At 46.4% G+C, this 20,333-nt stretch carries 15 protein-coding genes and 1 pseudogene; 10 read left to right on the plus strand and 6 right to left on the minus strand.

Annotation, left to right across the window (positions count from 1 at the left end):
• Positions 1–395: 395 nt before the first annotated feature.
• Positions 396–1,925, minus strand: a complete 1,530-nt coding sequence (locus DP120_RS09540) for an FAD-dependent monooxygenase (protein WP_112223442.1) — start codon at positions 1,923–1,925, stop codon at positions 396–398.
• A 332-nt stretch (positions 1,926–2,257) separates the two neighbouring features.
• On the opposite strand from DP120_RS09540, the gene DP120_RS09545 reads away from it, so the two are divergent.
• The 5 genes from DP120_RS09545 to DP120_RS09570 all read left to right on the plus strand — a co-directional run bounded on the left by DP120_RS09545 (position 2,258) and on the right by DP120_RS09570 (position 8,297).
• Positions 2,258–2,980 (plus strand): hypothetical protein, encoded by a 723-nt coding sequence (locus tag DP120_RS09545; protein ID WP_112223443.1) that lies wholly within the window; start codon positions 2,258–2,260, stop codon positions 2,978–2,980.
• A gap of 196 nt (positions 2,981–3,176) precedes the next feature.
• Positions 3,177–3,632 (plus strand): hypothetical protein, encoded by a 456-nt coding sequence (locus DP120_RS09550; RefSeq protein ID WP_112223444.1) that lies wholly within the window; start codon positions 3,177–3,179, stop codon positions 3,630–3,632.
• A gap of 588 nt (positions 3,633–4,220) precedes the next feature.
• Positions 4,221–4,547, plus strand: a complete 327-nt coding sequence (locus DP120_RS09560; RefSeq protein WP_112223446.1) for a hypothetical protein — start codon at positions 4,221–4,223, stop codon at positions 4,545–4,547.
• Positions 4,548–4,856: 309 nt separating this feature from the next.
• Positions 4,857–6,032, plus strand: a complete 1,176-nt coding sequence (locus DP120_RS09565; RefSeq protein WP_112223447.1) for a M20 metallopeptidase family protein — start codon at positions 4,857–4,859, stop codon at positions 6,030–6,032.
• Positions 6,033–6,641: 609 nt separating this feature from the next.
• Entirely contained in the window at positions 6,642–8,297 is a 1,656-nt protein-coding gene (locus DP120_RS09570; RefSeq protein WP_112223448.1) for an SWIM zinc finger family protein, read from the plus strand.
• 49 nt (positions 8,298–8,346) lie between these two features.
• Here the strand turns inward: DP120_RS09570 and DP120_RS09575 are convergent, their stop codons facing one another.
• Together DP120_RS09575 and DP120_RS09580 are read right to left on the minus strand one after the other, a co-directional pair.
• The gene (locus tag DP120_RS09575; RefSeq protein ID WP_112223449.1) at positions 8,347–9,303 is read right to left on the minus strand and encodes a calcium/sodium antiporter; all 957 of its coding nucleotides are present in this window, start codon (positions 9,301–9,303) and stop codon (positions 8,347–8,349) included.
• Positions 9,304–9,473: 170 nt separating this feature from the next.
• The gene (locus tag DP120_RS09580; protein ID WP_165843763.1) at positions 9,474–10,268 is read right to left on the minus strand and encodes a CPBP family intramembrane glutamic endopeptidase; all 795 of its coding nucleotides are present in this window, start codon (positions 10,266–10,268) and stop codon (positions 9,474–9,476) included.
• 277 nt (positions 10,269–10,545) lie between these two features.
• Between DP120_RS09580 and DP120_RS09585 the strand changes: the two genes are divergently transcribed.
• The gene (locus tag DP120_RS09585; protein ID WP_112223451.1) at positions 10,546–11,616 is read left to right on the plus strand and encodes an alpha/beta fold hydrolase; all 1,071 of its coding nucleotides are present in this window, start codon (positions 10,546–10,548) and stop codon (positions 11,614–11,616) included.
• Positions 11,617–11,801: 185 nt separating this feature from the next.
• Here DP120_RS09585 and DP120_RS09590 read toward each other — a convergent pair whose 3' ends face one another.
• Positions 11,802–12,794 (minus strand): MsnO8 family LLM class oxidoreductase, encoded by a 993-nt coding sequence (locus DP120_RS09590; protein WP_112223452.1) that lies wholly within the window; start codon positions 12,792–12,794, stop codon positions 11,802–11,804.
• A gap of 177 nt (positions 12,795–12,971) precedes the next feature.
• Positions 12,972–14,018 carry an aromatic acid exporter family protein gene (locus tag DP120_RS09595; RefSeq protein WP_112223453.1) on the minus strand — a complete coding sequence of 349 codons (1,047 nt, stop codon included), beginning with the start codon at positions 14,016–14,018 and terminating at the stop codon, positions 12,972–12,974.
• A gap of 597 nt (positions 14,019–14,615) precedes the next feature.
• On the opposite strand from DP120_RS09595, the gene DP120_RS09605 reads away from it, so the two are divergent.
• Both DP120_RS09605 and DP120_RS09610 read left to right on the plus strand, forming a co-directional pair.
• Positions 14,616–14,921: a hypothetical protein gene (locus DP120_RS09605; RefSeq protein WP_112223455.1), complete on the plus strand. Its 306-nt coding sequence runs from the start codon at positions 14,616–14,618 to the stop codon at positions 14,919–14,921.
• A 146-nt stretch (positions 14,922–15,067) separates the two neighbouring features.
• Entirely contained in the window at positions 15,068–17,338 is a 2,271-nt protein-coding gene (locus DP120_RS09610) for an ATP-binding cassette domain-containing protein (protein ID WP_112223456.1), read from the plus strand.
• A gap of 597 nt (positions 17,339–17,935) precedes the next feature.
• Here DP120_RS09610 and DP120_RS09615 read toward each other — a convergent pair.
• Positions 17,936–18,970 (minus strand): zinc-binding dehydrogenase, encoded by a 1,035-nt coding sequence (locus DP120_RS09615; RefSeq protein WP_112223457.1) that lies wholly within the window; start codon positions 18,968–18,970, stop codon positions 17,936–17,938.
• 169 nt (positions 18,971–19,139) lie between these two features.
• On the opposite strand from DP120_RS09615, the gene DP120_RS09620 reads away from it, so the two are divergent.
• A complete protein-coding gene (locus DP120_RS09620; protein ID WP_165843764.1) occupies positions 19,140–19,835 on the plus strand; it encodes a response regulator transcription factor in 696 nt (231 codons plus the stop codon).
• Positions 19,836–20,066: 231 nt separating this feature from the next.
• Positions 20,067–20,330: pseudogene (locus tag DP120_RS09625) on the plus strand (VWA domain-containing protein); the annotation flags it as partial.
• Positions 20,331–20,333: the final 3 nt, after the last annotated feature.

The raw sequence follows: 20,333 nt of genomic DNA on the forward strand, positions 1-20,333 counted from the left end.
TATGATTTTAGGTTTCATGCTTTTATTTATTTTTGCTTGGCGAGTGTATTTATTTCTTGGAATCCCAGTCTCTTATTTAGTGGATTATCTCACTGGGAAAGCAAACATAAAAACTATTAAAAAGATTTATTGTTTCAAATTAGTATTGTATTTATTTATCAGCCTATTGCTTTTACTGTTATTGTATAACGTGGAATTCATAGTAGGTTTACAACTTATCGTTATTCCAGTTCTTATCTGGTTTCACGTGCTTTATCTATTGCGCAGAGAATTTAAGGAGAAATTACATTAGAGACAGTTGTACTGCGTCTAGTTATAGGAATTAATATAGAAGAAGGCTGGAGGAATGAATCCACAATGGGGTCATTCCTCCAGCCTTCTTTACTATTGTTACCTTACTTAGCCCTAAAAGCCACAATCCCATAAGTCTCTAAATATGCATTCAACACACGCAGCCATTGCTTTTCAGTCGCAAGCCCGACATGCCCATCAGGTCGAATCAGGTACAGCGCGTCTTGCTTGAATCCTGCATCTTTCATCTGCGCTTCCCATGGAAACTCTTGGAGCTGGAGCGACTGGGAGCGGGCAAAGTCGATCAGCTCGGGCTGCGCTTTGCCATATATATGGATTTGCCAATCGACTGAGCGAAGCGGCTCGAAATTATTGCCGCTTGCGGTTTCGATCCACGGCAAGCGCATGCCGCCGTAGACTTTGCCGGCTTTGCCCTTGCTCAAGGGGCTGTTGCGGTAGTTGATGTGGATTTGAGACAGGATCTTGAACGCATTTTTTTGTGAGAAGGAGAATTTGAATACTGACGGCAGGACATAGGGTACGAAATACTGGCGCAGCAAGGTGCCGCGCAGTTTTTGGCTGACGATAGTCGAGAACGCTGTATCAGTTGTCGCGATCAGCCGGCGTGCGAAGACGATGCGCTCTTTTTCGTACGTGCCCAATATTTTGGGGTCGCCTTTCCCTTGAATCACCGCAGCGAGCTTCCACGCTAGATTGATGGAGTCTCCAATACCGGTGTTCATGCCTTGTCCGCCGGCAGGGCTGTGCAGGTGGCCGGCATCGCCTAAGATGAAAATGCGCCCTTTGGCAAACTGCTCGCTTATGCGGTTATGGACGCGGTACGTCGAAAACCAATTGACCTTTGCTGGGTTCACATGGATTTTATTTTCAATGTAATCGCTGATTTCACTGTAGTGGAGATTGGTGCGTTCGTTGAACTCCTCGGGCACAATGCCGAGGATTCGTTTGGTTATGGCGTTGCGGACGGACATATACAGCATAAAGCCGTCATCGTCCATGTACATGTCCATCTTCTGCATGTCGTCTGCCGGTTTTTCGGTTTCGATATCGGCGACAAAGAATAATTGCTTGTACGTGCCACCGGGAAATTCGAGTCCCAGTCCTTTTCGGACCATGCTGCCGGCTCCGTCGCATCCGCATAAATAGGTGAATGCCGCTGTTTCTTCCTGCTGTCCTTGCTGCTGCATAACGGCGGTTACGCCTGCTACCGTGTCTTCAAATGAAAGCAGCGAAGTGTTCCATTCGACTTCGACGCCTATTTTATTTAATTCGTCTACGAGAATTTCTTCGTGCTCGTCTTGCGGCAAACTCAGGATAAACGGAAACGGGCTCTGCCCTTTGCCGAAATCATGGAATTTCACTGTGGCTTTCACTTTATTGTCATCACTGACATCAAGCGACAAAATCGGATTCCCCCGCGTGATGTTGCGTTCGGCCAGGCCAAGCTGCCCGTACAGCTCCAATATGCGCGCATGCACAGCGAGCGCGCGTGACGCTGTGCCGGTTCCTGCGTTTTTATCGATAATCCGAAACGGCACGCCTTGACGCGCCAGGCTATAGGCAAGAGCCAGGCCGGTGGGGCCAGCTCCGACGATTAAGATTGGTGGGTTCATCATAGGGACCTCCTAATGAGTATCACGCCTGCTGATATCATGTAACTGGCAGCTGAAATCGGGTTTAGGAAAAGTTCTTGTACAGCTACTATATCCTTAATCGATCCGTTTCAAGCAAGTGAGGATTGAAATTTAAAATCATCTCTTGTATAAAGAAATTCCAAACGATTGCGGCAATACACAATAATTAATTGTGCGGAACACAGGGATGAACTGGGGAATACTCAGTTCTTTGTGAAACAGCATCATCTCTCCTTGCCACCTCCACCAAACCCCGCTACGATTAAAGAAAAGAGGGGATCTGCAGCAGCTGATTGAAAAGGAGTGAGCAGATGGAGAAGTTGGACAGCTTGGAAGAGTACAAGTGGATTCAGGATGAGACTGTTTACTTCCTGACTGATAATCGGCAGGGAAGCCGGGTGGAAAACTTCCTGCCAAAACGCTTTAACCATTATTGCAAAATCATCCATCCATTGTTCCGTGATCCGCAAATTAAAGATGAAAATCTTTTGTGGAGCGAATGTACTCTGGAACAATCAGGTGAAATTCAGCTTGCTGAGCGGCTAAGATTTATGGAGCTTGCAGAAAAGTATGATCTTAAATTTTCGAAAGAGTTGTCACCGGCGTCACTGATGAATAAGCTGGGTGGATTTCCCCGCTATATTATTTCAGGCGAAGAAGGGGAAATCGAGCCGGATAGTTTGAAAGCGCTGGTTAAGGTGCTAAAGCGGTTTGTCGGAGAAGGGGACTGCTATTTTCTGTATGGTCTTTTGAAGTCGGCAAATTATATCGATGAACTTTATCACGGTGAATTGACAGAAGTCGAAGAGCTGGCAAAACGGGACCACCTGTATGGAACTCCCACTTATTGGTGGCCGGAGGATAAGACATGGTGTCTTTATACGGATATTGACCTGAATTTTTCATTGATTGGCGGAAGTCCCGAGCTGATCGAAGCGTTGCTTGCGGATGATCTCCTGGAATGCATGGAGTGTGATGCAACTACCCGGATCGATAATCTGGCGGATTACACGAATAATGAACAGTTGCGCTAGGTATTCGATTAAGAATAATGTTACGGTGCAAGTTGTGTAGAAAACATGTGGCATAAATATAGTGAGATGAATCAGTATTCGTTTGGAAAGTCCGGCAGATGAAGAAATATCCTGCAGAATGCTGCCAATCCTATATACTTAGAACAAAACCCATAAGTATCGATAAAAAAGTCGATAGATTTAAAGGAGGGGCATAATGGACAAATTAGTAGAAGAACAATTAAACGAGATGCTCGAAGTGTTCGAAAATCTCCCGGATTGTAAAATTGAAAAGACTGAAGGCGACCGGCTGTTGATCGCGAGCCACAAACCGGTTCCTTGGAGCGACTCGCTCGAGAAGAAGGATGCGGAGTCAGCGCATAAAATCGGCTCCATCAATCCGCACAAACTCTCACTTGGCCTTTACATCGATTTTCCGCATGATTTCTTCGAATTTGAGAAGTTGGTGAAAATCATAGATCCTGAGGCGACGCTAACTTATTATCCGCCTGGCGAAAAGACGTCAACGGTGAAAAGCTGGTGGAGATTCCGTAGGGATGAAAAGTTCGACAGCATTCATCTGGTTCTAAGGAAAACAGAGTTGGATTATTATGATTTTAAAAGGGAAGACTGGATTGAGTTAATGCGGCAGATTATTGGGGTTCATAAATAATTATTGGAAATGAAATATGGACTGCTGGTAAGAAATTTCTTACCGAAAATAAAAGATGTGTCAAAAAAACGCTTCCCCGGGAGCGTTTTTTTTTTCGATTAATTTTGGCGCTGAAGGCTGGCGCGGATAAACGGGCGCTAGCCGCGGATAAATGACGTTTTGCCGCGGATAAAAAGGGCTTAGGCGCGGATAAACAGGCCGCAGCCGCGGATAAACATCAATCTGCCGCGGATAAGCGAATTCGAGGCACATAAAAAGGATGTCGCAGCCTTGAAAACAATCATTTCTAAACGGATTTACAGCATAAATCTCACTCCTATACAGAAAACTATCCAAACACATCAAAAACATGAGAAATTTATATGAATGTCTCTCAATATCTGCTGCCGGGCAGTAGCAGCCGATCGTTTTGGCTAATGACCGTTCCAGCCAGCTTTAATGTGCAAAAAAAAGTAGGTGAGCTACTCTAAATTAACCCTTCGGATAGATAATAACTAAAAATTCTAACTTTTTTTAGCTTTTTACTGGTAATCGAACGTAAGTTCTGGTATATTAAAAGCATACCACTATGGAATGAGGTGTATTTCGATGGTGCTTGCAATCAAAGAAGTGAACGGATTTGAAAAAGGAAAGAAATATACTCGCGATCTTGAGTTTTTGTCATGCTTTAAAAACGACGAACATCGAGTGGTCGCTTTAGTTGATAGAGATGGCAATGTTTTTTATTGGACGACTACAGAAGAATCGCCTGAATATCGAAACTTCCGTATGAAAGCTACTTATACATTTAAAGTTAGTTATATATCAACAATAGTTGGTCCTTCCAGTCCCAAGGTCATTATCGCTGAATTGAATGACGCAACAGCCGAGAACGGTATGTACGGCAAGGCGGAACAATATAAATTACATGCTTAATATATAGTTGTGAAAAGAACCTAGAGACTTTCAAGGTTCTTTTTTTTTGATATATAAACGTCAGTCTTTCCATCCTGGATTTGAGATCAAAAATCGCCGTATCTATTAACCTCAAGGGTTAAGGGATACGGCTTTCGTATTTTTATGTGAGAAGTTAAATACACATAATTGCCCGCGACATAGGGAGAATCTGAAGACTGCTGGAAAACTATTTGTAAATTCAACGGAATAAATAATCTTTCAATTGCATATTAATACACGATAAGGTTAACTATAAATTATACGTATATTTTAAAAGGAGACCAACCAATGACCTTACAACAAATATTCAATAACATAGATAAGATATCAAGCGAAATTACAGATATCAGACGCCATCTCCATATGCACCCGGAGCTGTCGCATCAGGAAGTAGAGACGCCTGAGTTTATTGCCAACTATTTGGAAGGGCTGAATATTCCGGTACGGCGGGGCGTTGGAGGCAGGGGAGTCGTTGGGCGGATTGAAGGAGGGAAGCCGGGGAGGACGATTGCGTTCCGGGCCGACTTTGATGCGCTTCCGATCCAAGACGCTAAGGATGTGCCGTATAAATCCACTGTACCCGGTGTGATGCATGCCTGTGGACATGATGGCCATACGGCTGCGCTGCTCGGTTTTGCGAAAGCGATGAATGAGGTGAAGGATGAACTGCCGGGCAACATCGTGCTGATCCATCAATTCGGCGAGGAATTGTCGCCGGGTGGTGCGACGGCGATGATTGAAGATGGTTGCTTGGAGGGCGTGGCCGAGATTTATGGCGCGCATCTGCAATCGCAGATGGAAGTTGGCCATGTGTACGGGCGGGACGGTTATCTGCAGGCGGCTGAAGATACCGTGAAAATTACGGTGAACGGCTCCGGCACGCATGGCGCAGAGCCGCATACAGGAACCGATCCGATACTGGCTGCGAGCCATATCATGGTCGCTTTGCAGTCGATTGTCAGCCGGAATGCGGATCCGCTGAAAGAGCTCGTCGTGTCGATCGGTAAATTCCACGCAGGAGATGCGGACAATGTCATTCCGGAAAAGGCGATTATGGAAGGGACGATCCGGGTGTTTGATGAGAACTTGCGGTCGCTTGCGGGCCAGCGGATTAGAGATCTTGCTGCTGGAGTTGGGCAGGGACTCGGATGCACAGTCGACGTTGAGATTGGTAAGGGCTATGACTCCCTTTGGAATCACCCGGAACAGATGGATCTTATTCGCCGCGCCGTCGATAGTTCGTTTGGCGACGGAGTCTATAAAGACATCGATCCGGTTATGCCGGTGGAAGATTTTTCTTATTATCTGCAGAAGGTGGCAGGCGCCTTTTTCTTTGTGGGTGCGAAGCCTTTGGATGTTGAAAATCCGTTTCCCCACCATCACGAGAAATTCGATTTCCATGAACCGGCAATGGCCATGACCGCAAAGGTTTTTGCGGCGGCTTATTTTGAGGCGCAGAAATGAGGGTAGTCCGGGTATTTGTGGATTGAAGCAATAAGTTGAGAAGAGGTAAAAACTAGTCTGAACGGTTTTGGGAATAAAAAACTGTTTTTAATTTTACATGGCCATGCCCGCTGGATCAGCAGTTGGGTGTGGCTTTTACTTTTTGAATGCAGAAATGGCGGCTGGGATGATTGGTGAAGAGTGGTGGATGAGTTGGCGAAATCAAAAAATGGGCAGTTCTAAAGGCTGGCGCGGATAAAGTGGTGCTAGGCGCGGATAAATGTCGTTTTGCCGCGGATAAAAACGGCGTAGGCGCGGATAAACATGCCGCAGCCGCGGATAAACATCGATTTGCCACGGGTAAGCGGGTTCGAGGCACATAAAATGGGGGTGGCTGCCTCAAAAAGAAGCTTATCTGGGCGGGTTTCCAGCAAAAAATCTCACGCATATACAGAAAGCTAGCTCAAACCCATCGAAAACATATAAAAGTTACAAAATGTCTCCTCATATCTGCTGCCTCAAGATAATAGAAGATATTTTCTTCCACATAGACCGTCATCTCTCCAAAAAAGAACTCCCTATTCATCCCCAAACTACAACACGTTATAATCAACCCAGGGGGGAATTCTCATGAACTTAAGCAGTCTGAAAAAACAGGTGCCGGCGAAGCTTTATAACCGCGGGCTTGATTATTTTGAGCAGGATTTTGTGGAGCATTTGAAGGAAGATGCGCCGAATCGTTGGCATGCGCGCGTAGCGGGTACGCGGGATTACGAGGTGTCGGTCATTTTGACGAAGGACGGGACGATTGTGGGTTCTTATTGCACCTGCCCGTTCGAATCTGATTCGCTGTGCAAACATGAAGTGGCGGTGTGCCTGGCGATCCGTGAATATAAGGAAGAGAACGATTCGACGGCAGAAGTGGATGTGAGGACGCAATTAAAGGCGCTGAAAAAAGCGGAGCTGCTGGAAATTCTGGAGGAGCTCGTCGAGAAACAGCCAGCTGTCCAGCTTCATTTGATGGAGAAATTCGTGAATCCTGATGGCATGGATGAAAATAAGGCACGCCGGATCATCCAGAAATCGGTGAGCCGCGCCAGTCGAAAGGGATTTATCGACTGGGACCGGACGGACTTGGCACTCGAAGACGTGTGGGAAGTCCAGGAATTTGTGAATGGATTGGATTTGAAGCACGATGCTGAACGGATCGTCCGCCTCAATTTGATTACCATACAAGAATGTACAAAAATACTGGAAATTGCGGACAGTTCATCGGGGGACATCAGTTTAGCCATTAACGAGAGCCTGGAGAAAATTGACGAAGCGCTGGCGCAGTGGCCAGGGAAACTGGATGAAGCGACCGTCGACCAGATGCTTGAGCTGCTGTATCCGCATATCCTGTTCGGACTGGAGCGGGATATGACGGATGCGGCGGATTATCTGATGGAATCAGTACTGCAATGGAATAAAAGCGGTAATTTCTCAGAGAAGTTTTATGGTTTTATTGAAAAAGTGATTGGCAGCAAGGAAATGCAAAACAAGACGTACGAATATACAGAAGAGCAGTTCCGTGTGATGCAATTGACGGTGCTGCAGCAACAAGAGGACCAGGAAGCGGTCGAAGCGTTTTACGCGGAGCACAACAGCTATCCGGCAATCCGAAAAGCGCGGGTCCAACAGGCGCTGGATGCTGGTGAATATGTAAAAGTGATCCGGTTGTGTGAAGAGTCGGAAGAGTTGGATGCCAACCTTCCGGGACTCGTTTACGACTGGAAAAAGCTGCGGTTTGAAGCTTATGAAGGAATGGGCAGAACGGCGGAAATAATCGACCTCAGCTTTGAGTTTGCACTGCAAGGTGAGGAAGAGTATTACATTAAGCTGAGGAACTTAGTGAATGCCGAGCAATGGCCGAAGATATTGGAGGCGCTTCTTGCCGAGATGAAAAACAGTCCGCGGAGTCTGCCATTGTATCTCGGAATTCTGATTGATGAAAAGAGGTTGGACGAGCTGCTGGATTATTGCCGCACCAATGTCTCAGCAATCGAGCACCTGTATCCGCACCTGCTGGCCGATTATCCGCATGAAGTGAACGAAATCTATACGGCCTATATTTACCGGCAGGTCGATCGGGCTTCCAACCGCAAGGCATACTGGAGCGCATGTCAGATCATCAAAAGTTTCAAAGGAGCGCTGGGCGCTGAAGCGGCAGCGGGATTGATTGAAGAGCTGAAGTTCATGTATCCGAAGCGGACAGCCTTGTTGGATGAGTTGGGGAAGATAAATTAGAAAGGAGCAGCACCAGTAATTTCCCTGGCGCTGCTCCATTTTTTATTGTTTAATTCCTCAAAATAATATAAACCACATAAACGATATAAATAACAGCCAATACCGAACCTTCGATCCTTGAAATCTTATACTTGGTTCTCGCAAGAATCATCAATAGCACGGTCACACCGATCATCAGCCATACATCCGAAAAGATCTTCGAATCGACAGTTAAAGGGCTGATAGTTGCTGAGGTTCCTAATATGAAGAAAATGTTGAAGATATTACTGCCGATGATATTACCTAAAGCAATGTCCACCTGCTTCTTCAAAGCTGCGGTTACCGAGGTGACGAGCTCAGGAAGGGAAGTACCTACGGCAACTATTGTTAAACCGACTAAGGTCTCGCTCATACCGAGTGACAGAGCGATTTCGATACTGTTTTCCACGACGAGGGTGCCGCCGAACACGATGCCGGCAAGTCCGCCGATTGTTAAGAGCGAATTTTTCAGTTTGGACACATTCGCAGGGTCCACGGGATTTGCTTCTGTGTTCAGTCGATCTTTCCTGGCGACTTCGAAGATATAATAAAGAAAAACCGCGAAGAACAGCAGCAGCATAATGCCTTCAGTTCTTGTGATGAGATTGCTGTCCATGGCCTGGAGTTGGATATCGCTGATTAGCAGCAGCAACGCCACGGAACCCAATAACGCGAAGGGAATTTCTTTCCGTATCGTCTCGCTCTGAACCAGCAAAGGGAAAACGAGAGCTGTAACTCCTAAGATGAAAGTGATGTTGAAGATGTTACTGCCGACGACGTTCCCGATCGCTACATCACTGTTTCCTTCGAACGCTGCGATAAAACTGACTGACGCTTCCGGTGCGCTTGTACCAAAAGCAACAATCGTTAAGCCGATCAATAAAGGCGACACTCTCAAGCTTTGCGCTATTTTCGAAGCGCCTTCCACAAAATAATCAGCTCCTTTAACTAAAAGAGCGAATCCTACCAATAATAAAAGATAAGTCATGTGTTGTTCAATTCCTTCCTACAGTAAGACTTTCAATCAACTTTACTCTCTTCTATGCCAATACCCTTCAAACTACTGTGAAAACCATAAAAAGCTGTCATTAGAAGAAGTGCTTCCAAGGATGCGATTTTAAGTTTATCGCTTATTCCTGCTTGCAGCTGTGTTTTATTTCATCTAATTTCCAAATCCCGAAACACCCATTTTATAAATAAAAGCAACGACACCAGACTGACAACCAACACAATAAGGTTGGGAGCGGTTTTCGAATACAGATCGTCTATGCTCGTCACCATCAGCCATTCCGGAAAAGACGGGTTGAAGGTGTATTGAAAAACGGAAATGCAGTTGTTGAAGATATGAAGCAAAATGGGCACCAGCAGCGTGCCGGTTTTTAAATAGAGCAGTGACGCCACCACGGCGAACAGGAAAGAGCCTAAAATATTGATGTGGAAGATGCTGAAAAAGAGGCTGCTCAATCCGACACCTTTCCATAAGCCGAGTGATACGGTCAGCCGGTGCATAATCACCCCGCGAAATACGAACTCTTCCGCAATCGGCGCGAGAATCGCGATGATGAAGCCGCTCGCGGCGACGTACCACCATTCATCAGGGAGCGGCTGCCGTGTGAGCGCGTATTCGACCCAGATGGGAGAAAGGGATGCAAGTCCCCGCAGCATCAGCCAGTAGATGCTGATGGAAAATGCCAGGAGCAGGACAGTGAGCCCTGCTACGGGCAGAAGCCAGCGTGCGGTACCCGTGAAAAATAAGATTTGGCGCAGTTTTATCCCGTTCTTTTGGAAATAGTAGCTGCAAATCCAAAAAGGCAGGACGGTGTAAAAAACCAGCAGCATGACCACATTGTGAAGAAGCAGGTTTCCAGTGGCTTGCAGCAGCAGGGAAATCGACATGATGGCCACGACAGTCATCAAGCCGATTACGAAGCGTGACCTCTTTTCCTCAAACACCCGCATCGCCGCCTTTCAACGGATTTAGATAATGATAGTATTATGACTTAATAATATCATTATGTGATTTCATTGTTATTTAAGAACTGTTGGATATAGGATAATTATTCCTTTCCTCGGGCAGCGAATTACGATTTAAATATCAGAAAATTCTGTATTTACTTATACTGGAACTTAAGTATAATTAAAATAAGGAAGTGAAAAGATAACTCCTGCGTAAAACAGTTTCATGCTTCCTGCCAGAAAATAAAATTCCTGAGGAAAGGCGGTATGTGTAATGATTGGAAATCAGTTTTATTCACAGGAAAACCATGGACCTTATGAGATTTATGAATTAGGGGATTTTGAGCTGGAAGAAGGGGGACGGATACCGGACTGCAAATTGGCTTATGCGACGCACGGAGAACTGAACGAAGAGAAAAATAACGTTATTTTGATCCCCACCTGGTTTTCAGGGACGAGCAAAGACTACGAGACTTACATAGGGGAAGGAAGGGCGCTGGATCCAGCCAATTATTTTATCATTGTGATCAACCAAATCGGAAATGGACTATCGAGTTCGCCACATAACAGTGCTGATTCTATCCGTATGAGTGATTTTCCGAAGGTTCGTATCGGGGATGATGTAAGGGCGCAGCATCAACTCATTACAGAAAAGTTCGGGATTAAAGAACTGGCATTGGTGGTGGGCGGTTCGATGGGAGCCCAGCAAACGTATGAATGGGCGGTCAGATTCCCGGATATGGTGAAACGAGCGGCACCAATTGCTGGAACTGCGAAAAATACTATCCATGATTTCCTATTTACACAGACATTGATGGATGCGATTACATCCGATCCGGGGTGGAATGGCGGAAATTACACATCCAATACAGAAGTGGCGGACGGTTTGAAGCGGCATGCCGATATATGGGCCGTTATGGGCTTCACTCCGGAATTTTTCAAACAGGAAAAATGGGTCTTGTTTGGTGTGGAGACTGCAGAGGAATTGGTGCAAGGTTTCCTTGAGCCGTTTTTTCAAATGATGGATCCCAATGCATTGCTGACAATGGCATGGAAATGGCAGCGCGGTGATGTCAGCCGATTGACTGAAGGGAATTTGGAAAAAGCGCTCGGCAGCATTAAAGCCAAGATGTATGTAATGCCGATTGATACCGATATGTTTTTTCCGCCAAGTGATTGTGAACCCGAACAAAAGCTGATTTCGAACAGTGAACTGAGAGTGATTAACAGTATTGCCGGCCATTTCGGTCTGTTCGGAGGGGAAGGGGAAGCGTACCACAGCCAGATTGATGGGCATTTGAAAGATTTATTGGCGGTTTCTGTAGAAGAAGGCGTGCTTGAATAATATTCTTTGAGAGAATGCAAACTCAACAGACGGAACGTTGGACTGTACCTTCATCGCTAATTACAAGTAACAATGGAGGTGCAGTTTTTCTATGGCAAAATTGTATCGATCTTTGGGAAGCGCAGCAAAAAAAAGCCGTATCCACTAACCTCAAGAGGTAGCAGATACGGCTTTAGTATGTTCATTTAGAGTAAATGCTGTGCCAATAAACGATAAACATCCAACCGTTTTTCCTGCGAATGCGGGATGCTGCAGATCATCGCTTCTTCAAAACCGTATTCCTGCTGTTCCCGCTGCAATTGGTCTGCGACGTCTTTGGCGGAACCGACCAAATGGATTTTGCGGCTTTCCTGGATTTGCATGCGGTCCATTTCCGTGAGTGCAGAGTTTTGCGCCTGTTCAGGCGTCAGGAGCGGCATGATGCGGCCTTTCATTAACATCAGGCGGGCAATGTCCTGCGGCAATGCTTCGTATTCCGCTTCTTCGGCCGTTTCAGCTGTTGTCACTAGATACGATACCGAAATTTCGGGTTTTTCCATGAAGGCGGAAGGCGTGAAATTATCTCTGTACGCGTTCAGGATTTCGTTCGACATGCTGCCCTGGAAAAATTGGGCAAACGAATAGCCGACACCCATTCGTCCTGCTTCCAATGCACTGTTGCCGCTTGAGCCGAGCAGCCAGGCTTCCGGCAATTGGATGTTTGTCGGGACAGCGAGGGTTTTATTGTACATATTGTCTTCAGGCGTTTCGTCATTGATCAGCTTCAACGCTGTGTCGAATTTCCCGTACATATCGTCTGTCATCGGCCGGCGTCCCTGGGACAAGGCGTAGATGGAACTATGATCGCCGCCCGGCGCGCGTCCCACGCCGAAATCGATGCGGCCCGGCGCAAGTGCGCTCAATGTTTTAAAGACCTCCGCAAGTTTCAAAGGCGAATAATGCATCATCATCACGCCGCCGGTGCCGATTCGGATATTCTCCGTTTTGGCGGCTAAGTAGGCGGCAGTGACTTCAGGCGCAGAGCTGGAAAATGCGCCAGAGCCATGATGCTCTGCCATCCACATCCGGCTGTAGCCTAAATTGTCGGCGAGAACCGCGAGTTCCACCGCTTTTTGGATAGCTGCTTCAGCCGTGTTGCCTGACGTAACGGGCGCTTGGTCCAATACACTTAGTTTCATCTATATATCTTCCTTTCTTTACCTGCAGGTTTGCATATAGAGGAGTATAGCAGGCTGGTAAAGTGAAATCATTTTATCTGTCTTAGGGTATTTTTAGGTAGGAAATTAAATCCTCCTTTTTAAAAACGGCTGTACTGGAAACAGAAATGTTTCCGGCACAGCCGTTTCTTTATTCCATTACTTCTCCGCCTCCCGAGCAGCTTTGACACTGTTCGGGTCGAAGAACTTATCGACTAAATCGTAAATCGTGATGAGCTCGTAAAGGATTTTGAACTCTGGTGCGAACAGGGTAGGATGCAGGGCATCGCTGGTCGATATGCCTTTACTGTCTTCCCAGAAGAAATCGGTGATGATTTTTAATTGCTGCTGATGGGTTTCGTGGTCATATGCATTGGAATTCTGCAAATCGTCCGCAAGTTCTGCGACTGCCTGCATGATGATATTGCGTTCAGCTTGCGACCACTTGATGCTGTGGTATGGGATGCGGAGCAAGGCATCGAGATGGAACTCCAGGTTATGTAGAAAGAGCAATTGCCGTTCCGCCATGCGCAGCTCGGTTTCCCGGTCGCGGACACGGGGATATAGACTGAAATCGTCCCGGTGGTAATGGATTAATTTCTCCGTCTTCCTAATTTCCGTCGTCAGCCGGTTCACAAGATCCTTGTCTTCCTTAAGATCCGCGTCACTATCAAAGAGGATCGTATGGAATGTGTGCTCCAGCATCGTTCCCGCACGTTCACTGATATTTTGGATGCTCTTCAGAATATCGTCCCGGTAGTTCGGCGGGAAAACGAGCATGTTGACAGCGGTGGACACGACCAGACCAATCGTCGTTGTACCTAACCGAATAAAGAATGAGACCAGGAAATGGTCATGGATGACTTCGATCATCGCGACGGCTGTCAATGTGGCAACGAGCAGTCCCGCGTGCAGCTTGAGTCTGTAGCAGACTAATATAGTAGCAACTGCCGCAAGCGTATAGGTGATTGGAGCATCCCCGAATAGTGTGATGAACAATACGGCGAATGCGGAACCGATTGCAGATGCCGGGAACCGCACGAGTCCTTTTGTGATTGAATCGCGGACAGTCGGCTCAATCGTGACAATGGCCGTGATGACTGCGAAGACGGGCGGCCAGCCGAACCAAAGACAGATTGTGGCTGTTAAAAATATGGCTATGCCTGTTTTCAAAATTCGGCTGCCATTGAAATGAAAGGATCGCATGTGGACCACCCTCTCCTTTACGTAGTATTTTCACTGTAGTTCAGTATATCACCGATTTTCTTATGTATTGCAACAGATTTTTTTCGGCATGCTTGATGAAGAAGCAATTTAATGGAAAGAGTGAGGAAATGCGGATTTTGCAGCTGCCGCGGATAAATCGCGTTTTGGCGCGGAGAAACATCGCTTTGCCGCGGATAAATGTCTCCTAGGCGCGGATAAACAGCCCGTAGCCGCGGATAAACCATTTTTCAGCAAATCTTCTTCCTATATAAGACGAAATAATTCAGCTTTCACACTAAAACCGTATAAGAAATACGCCGGTTCATCAAAATGGCGGTTTTTTATCAATAATCGCTTGTGTGAGCCAGCTCAAAATAGGGAATTCTTAAATTAGTGGGTTAGTCCCCTGATTTGATTGGAGAAGGAGAAATTCACCATTGAAGAAAAAAGAGATAAATGGAAGCTGCAAAAAATATTGGATGAAACTCCAAATATCTTTGCAAGAGAGCTGATGCACATTACTTAGAATAATTTCTTTCATCATTTTCAATAACTGCCCCAGGAGCTCAATGGCGCAGGTATAGAAGGAGGCACCCTTTGAAAGTTTTCAAGACTTATTTTCTAATCAATATCAGTATGATTCTGCTACATATTATTTTATATGCAGTAACCGTAATGGGACTTGGGAGCGGCAATGAAGATGCGCCGAGGAGTGAAATCGTCAATATCTTAGTGTTTATGGCCGCACTCGGTGCTTCGCCGAATTTGCTTTTATTTTTCATTAGTTTGCTCAGAAGGAAACAAGTGAAGGAAAATGCCTTATGGGCAGCAGTTTTCACTGTGCTCGTCCTGCTGGGTTATTTGATCGTGTTTTGGCCGTTTGCGACGGAGTATCCGGCATAACAAAATCTTATCCAATGCCAGAAAACGCATTCCTGTGAATTTTTTCTCCCGCACTTTTATATCCTTTGTGTAAGCCAGGCTAAAACAGGGAACCCTTATATTAGTGGGTTAGTTCCCTGATTTGATTGGAAAAGGAGAAATTCACCATGACAGAAAAAAGAGATGAAATCATCCTGAGAGGGCTGCAGGAAAATAATCTGAAGAATATCGATTTAAATATACCGAAAGAAAAGATAAACGTTTTCACCGGCCTTTCAGGTTCAGGGAAGAGTTCGGTCGTATTTGATACTTTAGCGACAGAGAGCAGAAGACAAATGACGTTGAACTATCCACTTTACATAAGGCACCAGATGCCGAGATACGAAAGGCCCCATGCCGACTTGATGCAGCATTTAAGTCCGGTGGTCGTCGTGGAACAGAAACCGGTAAGAGGCAATTCCCGCTCGACTGTCGGGACGTATATGGATATCGATCCGTTGATCCGGCTGCTGTTTTCACGGATCGGCAGTCCGCCGATCGGCTCAACGACCGAGTTTTCGAGTGACAGTTCTTTCGGCAAATGCCCGGAATGCAGCGGATTCGGAGAAATTGTTGCGCCGGACATCCACAAACTTATCGATCACACGAAAACACTCAGGGACCCCGCAGTGAGATTCAAGCCGCTGGCACCGCCCGGCTGGCAAGGCAGATGGATGGTGGACGGCGGATTGTTCGACCCCGATCTCCCTATCAAAGATTTTACGGAAGAAAAATATAATCTTCTGGTCTACGGTCCGCCGGAAGGCGAGCGGGCATTTAGCACTTATTATTACAAAGTAGGCAACAGGGACATTGAATGGGACGGCATCCTTCCCAGGTTTATTCGCCTGTACATTAACCGGGACCTCACGAAACTGAAAGTAACGTCCCAGGATGACGTTCTGGCGATGACCACAAATACACCGTGCCCGACTTGCGAAGGTTCTGGATTGAATCCGAAAGTGCTGGAATGCAAAATTAACGGCTTGAATATCGCGCATTATGACCGGCTGGAAATGACGGATTTGTTGGAGGAATTGGTGAAAATAAAAGATCCGGTTGGAAAATCGATTGCGCAGCAGGTGTATCCGAGTGTCAAACAGTTGGTTGACTTAGGGCCGGGTTATTTGAGTCTGGCGCGAAATATGGGCACTCTGTCCGGCGGCGAAGCGCAGCGTGTGAAAATTGCGCGTCACTTGAGCAGCAGTCTGAACAACATCACCTATATTTTCGATGAGCCGAGTGCAGGCCTGCATCCGGAAGAGATCGAGAAGTTGACGCACATGCTGAAAAGTCTGAGAGACAATTATAATACTGTCGTCGTCATCGAACACAATTTGGCCGTCATCAAAACAGCGGATGAAATCATCGAAATGGGTCCAGGCGCAGGTGTAACCGGCGGCGAAGTAGTCTACCAAGGGACACAGAAAGGCTTACAGAAAGCGTCCGCCATCACCGATTTGAATCATAAAGTCACCATCAATAAAACCCCGCGACAGTCAAAAAACAGTTTTTCAATCAAAAACGCTTCTGCTAATAATTTGAAAAATGTAAGTGTGGAAATTCCTAAAAATGTGCTGGTCTCTGTCTGCGGCGTTTCAGGTTCAGGCAAGAGTTCTTTATTGTTTGGCGCATTTAAGGATAACTATCCCGAAACCATCTCGGTGAGACAAAGCAGCATCGGAACTTCGAGCCGTTCGACACTCGCCACCTATATGGGAATCATGGATGACATCCGGTCGATTTTGGCAAAAGAAACAGGACAGCCGGTGGGCTTGTTCAGCTTTAATTCGACTGGAGCCTGCCCTGTCTGCGAAGGCAAAGGCGTCACCACGCCGGACGTGGCATTTGCGGATCCCGTGACCGTCACTTGTGAAGCCTGCAGAGGGACGCGGTATTCCGATGAAGCGCTGTCCCATCGCCACTTAGGAAAAAATATCGTGGAAATTCTGGAACTGTCGATCGACGAAACCAATGAGTATTTAAAAATGCCGAAGATCGTCAAGAAAGTGGATACGTTGAAAGATGTAGGGTTGGGCTACCTGACACTCGGCCAGACGACCAGTTCGTTAAGCGGAGGCGAAGTGCAGCGCCTGAAATTGGCGAGCCACTTGAAAAAAGAAGGGCAGATCTATTTGTTGGATGAACCATCACTGGGTCTGCACACAAAAGACAATGCACATCTATTGGCCGTATTCCAGGGACTCGTCGACAAAGGGAATTCTGTCATCCTCATCGAGCACAATATGAACTTTATCGCCGCGAGCGACTGGGTCATCGAAATGGGCCCAGGCGGAGGAAAAAAAGGCGGCGAAGTCCTGTTTGAAGGAACACCGGAAAGCATGCTTCAGGCGGAAACGCTGACGGCGAAGTGGTTGAGGGACGGTGTGAAGGGATAATTCATAATTCAAGTTGTTGCCCCTTGCTGCATCCGCGGCGAGGGGTTATTTTGTATAAAAATGATGAGAACTTGCCTGATATCAAATATGAGTGGCGGGAGAATTAGGGTGAAAAGTAGCTGAGTGATCATAGAATGCCGATAAGTGATCATAGGATCCGCTGAGTGATCATAGAACTCGATAAGTGATCATAGAATCCGATGAGTGATCATAGAACTCGATAAGTGATCATAGAATCCGCTGAGTGATCATAGAACTCAATAAGTGATCATAGAACAGAAAAAACCGCTCATAGAATCGCAGCACACCCGAATTTAGCATAAGGTTCGATGCATTTTTTCAACAAGCAACTTCACTATCACGGAAAAAGTCTTCCTGTCGATCCCTGCTGAGGTTTTTCACTCTTTTATTCAGCGAAAACCTTCCGATGAAAGATAAGGTTGAAAGAGATGATCGTTCGGATCACAGGTAACATCAGGGAAGCGCAGGAAGCAGCGAGGAAATTCAAAGCAAACGAAAAACGGGGCCTGGATGCGGCCCCGTTTTTCTGTGCTTTTATAGATGCTGCTGGCAAGCGGACTCGAAACTTCCTTCATTTTAAGTGAAGTCAGTTACGACATACGTGCCGGTCGTTTTGAAATTCGACATGTCGTGGAAGATTCCTTCCACTTCGGACAGCTTGATCTCACCGGTCACCATTTTTCCGGGATGCAATTTTCCAAGGGCGACTTGTTCCAGCAGTTTAGTGAAGCGGAAAGCAGGAATGCCCAGGGTCGTGATGAATGATTTTTCGTTGACCACCATATCGTCAACCGGGATGGAAATAAAACCGGCTTCTTTTTTGGAAGTTACGCCGACCTGCAGATGGCGTCCGCCTTTTTTCAGGCTGTTGATGGCCGGTACACATGTTTCCGTAATGCCGAGTGCGTCGACAGATACATCCGCTCCGCCTTTGGTGATTTCTTTGACGGCTTCGACGGGATCATTGTCTTTGCTGTTGACGACATAGTCAGCGCCAAGTTTTTTGGCCAGTTCCAGATTTGCAGGATTGATGTCGACTCCGATGACAAAGGCACCCATTGAGGAAGCGATATGGATGGCGGACAATCCGATGCCGCCGCAGCCATAGACAACGACTTTTTCGCCGGGCATGACGTTGACGCGGTCAATGATGCCATGGTATGCAGTCATGAAGCGGCATCCGAGTGCAGCAGCATCCGAAAAGCTGAGAGAGTCGGGCAACAGCATCACATTGCGATCTCCTTTCGGCACGGCAACATATTCACCGTAACCTCCCTGATAGGCAGTGCCGGGAACAAGGAACGAGTCGCATAAATGTGTATTTCCTGCGATACAATGCGGACATGTGCCGTCGCTGCCGGAAAACGGAACAATAACCCGATCTCCCCGTTTGAAGTTCTTAACGTCACTGCCAACTTCTTCGATGATGCCACAGAATTCGTGGCCGATAATCGGCTGCACAATGCCGTGGTCGCCGACCCAAACATGCCAGTCGCTTCGACAAACGCCGTTAGCCATTGTCTTGATAAGAATTCCGTCTTTTTCAATTGTCGGTGCGGCTACTTCTTGTACTGCCGCTTTTTGAACATCTTCCATTACTAAGGCTTTCATATGATTATCCCCATCCTTTTCTTTAGATATCTATTTAGTGAAGACTTGTAAAACCATTCATAAAAAAATAGAATTGTTAACGCTTACAGTTATTAATGTTATAATATTCAATAGATTTAGTATATTCCCTATTAAGTTGAAGGCGCCTACCCCAAAAGGATGTGAAATGATGGTCCAATCAATTACCTTTTTAGATCAGCTCCAGCATCTCAAAAAAATCACGAACCACGAAAAGCTCATTGTTGAGATTCTTAGAACTTTTACCCAGCTGTGTCCTGTAGAGGAAGCTTACCTTTGCCGCTATTCGCCGATTGGATTTTTAGGGGAAGGGGTCATTTCGTTAAAGCAGGAAGAAATTAAATACATACATGATTTGAGATACGATATCCGAACGCTGCCGACCATTGAAGCTGCTCTTATGGAACGAAAAGCGCGCTATTATGGAAGCCATGAGCTTTTTGAAAAAACGAGCAGCCAATACATCATCGATTCAAGCGTCAATTCATTTTTGGTGATGCCAATTTTCAACGGAACATCCGTCATGGGATTTATCTACAGCATGAACATTGCGAAAGGTGAGGAAATCCTTCAGCCTTCATTGGATCGTCTCACTGAATTTGGTGAGCAGGCAGGAAGAATTCTTCAATCCTTTTCCCAGCAAGCGAGGCAGGACACCTTAAGCAACCGGGAACTGGAAGTGATGAAAGAAATCTCCAGAGGGGCCGCGACGAAAGAAATTGCGGATTCACTTGGCATCAGTGAATTCACAGTAAAGCAATATGTAAAACTGGCCATCAGGAAAATCGGAGCGGCGAACCGAGCCCATGCGGTTTCGGAGTTAATCAGAAGAGGGATCATCACGTAAAAAAGGATTGGGAAATAGCATTTCTTGCTGGGAGCCTTAAAGGATAATCGGGTTCCTGCCTGCAAGACATGACAATTTATAAGCCATACATTGCCACACCTGCTGCATCAACATAGCGGGTGTAGCTTTTTCGGAAAATCGCTCCATTAATAAAGCCGCTTCTTTCATTTATTCTTTGCTGGATATTTCCGATTCGATGAGAAGGTTGTATAAGGAAGACGTCGTGCATGAAGTGATGGAGGATGTAAATCGGGGATCAAGAAATTCATCATGGACTCGTCGGACCAGCCGATCTTCTGGCAGTTTGTCGGGATTGGCGACGCGAATTTCGAAGTGCTGCGGAGGCTCGATACGATGGGCGGCCGCGTGGTCGACAACGCGAATTTCTTTCACGTCGACGACATCAGCCAAGTGTCCGACACAGAATTATACGATCAGTTATTGAATGAGTTTCCGATGTGGCTGAAGGAAGCGAAGGAGAAAAGAATATTGTAGCAG

The sequence above is a fragment of the Planococcus halotolerans genome (assembly GCF_003289955.1).
GTDB classification, from domain to species: Bacteria; Bacillota; Bacilli; order Bacillales_A; family Planococcaceae; genus Planococcus; species Planococcus halotolerans.